This window comes from Salinivibrio sp. MA427 (assembly GCF_001996115.1).
Classification (GTDB): domain Bacteria; phylum Pseudomonadota; class Gammaproteobacteria; order Enterobacterales; family Vibrionaceae; genus Salinivibrio; species Salinivibrio costicola.
This window is the reverse complement of record NZ_MUFH01000298.1, coordinates 1-2,930: the sequence shown is the minus strand read 5'-3', so window position 1 is coordinate 2,930 and position 2,930 is coordinate 1. Positions and strand designations below refer to the sequence as shown.

Genomic DNA, 2,930 nt, shown 5'->3' with positions numbered 1-2,930 from the left:
TTAGAGTTCAAATTAAATCTAATTTATTGTTATTTTTGACTGTTTCAGTGAGTAAATGCAAAAAATGGCCTTTAGTCATCGGTTTACCTAAATAACAGGTCGGATGTGCATTGCAACGTATTGCCGTCAACCTTACACATAGCATAGCCATCACACTTCGCGTAATGAGAAAAATTCTTTGTTGCATTTCGTAACATTATGCTTAGAATTCTTTCGTACAAACGATAATGGTTATCATAACCGTTCATATAAGGCGAAGGACAACACGACTATGGAATTGACACCGTTTAAGCGCAACCTGATTGCGCTCTCACTATTTGCGGCCCCATTTGGCGCTAATGCGGCGACCCAACAAGAGGTCGTGGCACATTATGCAGACATTGCTCACGCCGTTTTTGCTGATGCTCACACAACCGCGGTTGAACTCGACAGTGCACTGAACGCTTTTATTGCCGAACCTTCTGAAACAACCCTTCAGGCAGCCAAAAAGGCGTGGCTAGATGCACGTGTGCCTTACCAACAGTCAGAAGTTTTTCGCTTTGGCAATGCTATTGTCGATGACTGGGAAGGACAGCTCAATGCTTGGCCCTTGGACGAGGGGTTAATTGATTATGTCGCGGATGGTTATCAGGCAGAACTCGGTAATGCCGGAGCGACAGCTAACATTATTGCGAATCAGCGCATTCAGATTGGCGCCACCGATCTTGATGTTACTGACATCACGCCGACACTGCTGGCAAGTTTAAATGAAGTGGGCGGCTCAGAAGCCAATGTGGCATCGGGCTACCATGCCATCGAGTTCCTGTTGTGGGGGCAAGATTTAAACGGCACCAACGCAGGAGCCGGTGAGCGCCCTTATACCGATTTCGCCTATGGTGAAGCGTGTACCCATGACCATTGTGATCGTCGTCGTGATTACTTGAAAGCGGCTGCTGATCTATTGGTTGATGATCTGGCGTGGATGCGTGATCAATGGGCTGAGGGTAACAAAGATAATTACCGTGCGAGTCTGCTTGCCGATTCAAGTGAGAATGGCCTACGCAAAATGCTATTTGGTATGGGATCACTGTCGTTAGGTGAACTGGCGGGGGAGCGAATGAAAGTCGCGCTAGAAGCCAACTCAACCGAAGATGAGCATGACTGTTTTTCTGACAATACGCACAATTCGCATTTTTATAACGAGCAGGGCATTTACAATGTCATGACGGGGACATATCAGCGCGTGAATGGTAATACCTTATCGGGACCGTCAGTCCTTGATTTGGTTAGAGATAAAAATGCCGATGCCGCAGAGGCAATTAAAGCCAGCTTTGATCAAGCCCAGCAGCAAGTTAAAACCTTGGTTGTTTCTGCGGAGGACAACAACGTGCATTTTGATCAGCTGATTGCTGCTGGTAATAACGAAGGGAATCAACTGGTCAACGCATCTATCGCGGCGCTGGTGGATCAGACCAAGCATATTGAACAAGCGGCGCAAGTGATTGGTATTGATAACCTGAATCCAGACACCGCTGATCACCAATTCTAAACGACATATTATTCTAGTTAGCCCCGTGGTACGGGGCTTTTTGCCTTGTCAGGACACACTATGAAGCCCAATGTCATTGCTTACCTCAACGTGACATGTCTTACTTTTTTGGTGACCACCTCCGCACTTGCGTTCGAGCGCACATCCGGTGGGGGAACAACCGTTATCAAGGAAGGACCGAACGCCTTTTCCCAACCTGCCGCTAACCTGCCGATGAGTGAGCGCATTGATTTCAGTGTCGGTAATAGCTTTTTTCGTAATCCTTGGGTCAGTTCACCGGCATCAACGGATGCCCGTGACGGCCTTGGCCCATTATTTAATACTAATGGCTGCCAAAATTGCCATATCAAAGATGGGCGAGGCCATCCTCCATCGCCAGGTGATATCAATGCCGTTTCCATGTTGGTTCGGCTGAGTGTGCCAGCGATGAGTGAAGCGGAAAAACAAAAGCTGATCCAATATGGCAATATTCCAGAGCCCAATTATGGCGGTCAACTTCAAGATTTTTCCTTACCAGGCGTCAAGCCAGAGGGCAAAATAGCAATCAGCTATCGCGAAGTACCGGTGACCTTTGAAGACGGTGAGACTGTGACATTACGCCAGCCAAACTTAGCTATTACAGACCTTAATTATGGTCCGATGGCAGAGAATGTGCAGCTGTCAGCGCGGATTGCACCACCGATGATAGGTCTTGGGCTACTCGAGTCGATCCCCGCTGAGGCGATCTATGCGTACGCCGATCCTGAGGATGCCAATGGCGACGGTATTTCCGGGCGCCCCAACCAAGTGTGGGATATCGACACACAGCGTACCGCACTGGGGCGGTTTGGGTGGAAAGCCGGATTACCCAACGTGAATCAACAAAATGCAGCCGCTTTTAATGGCGATATCGGGCTAACAACCTCGATGTTCCCTCATCATAACTGTATGCCGTCGCAGTCGGTGTGCGACGATATGCCCAATGGCGGCGATCCCGAAGTGAGTGATAATATTCTCGACTTTGTTGAATTTTATGCTCGCCATCTCGCGGTTCCCGCGCGTCGTAACATCCAAGACTCGCAAGTCCAACGAGGGCAAGAGATGTTTGTTAATGCTGGATGTAACGCTTGTCACGTTGAGTCGTTCACAACAGCAAAACGTCCTGATCTGGCGGCACTGAGTGAACAAGAAATTCACCCCTATACCGACTTACTGTTACACGATATGGGAGAAGGACTAGCGGATCACCGTGGTGAGTTTATTGCGAACGGCCGAGAATGGCGAACGGCACCACTTTGGGGTATTGGTTACACCAAAGAGGTTAATGCTGATGGTACCTACTTACATGACGGCCGCGCCCGAACGTTGATGGAAGCCGTTTTATGGCATGGTGGCGAAGCCGATGGCGCCAAACAGCGTGTAC

2 protein-coding genes are annotated in these 2,930 nt (G+C 48.9%); both read left to right on the top strand.

Going from position 1 to position 2,930, the window contains the following annotated elements; translation table 11 throughout:
• Positions 1–271 precede the first annotated feature (271 nt).
• Positions 272–1,528, top strand: a complete 1,257-nt coding sequence (locus BZG79_RS13535) for an imelysin family protein (RefSeq protein ID WP_077676934.1) — start codon at positions 272–274, stop codon at positions 1,526–1,528.
• Positions 1,529–1,588: 60 nt separating this feature from the next.
• Positions 1,589–2,930 (top strand): di-heme oxidoredictase family protein (locus BZG79_RS13530; RefSeq protein WP_077774664.1); only part of this gene is annotated, 1,342 nt, incomplete at its 3' end.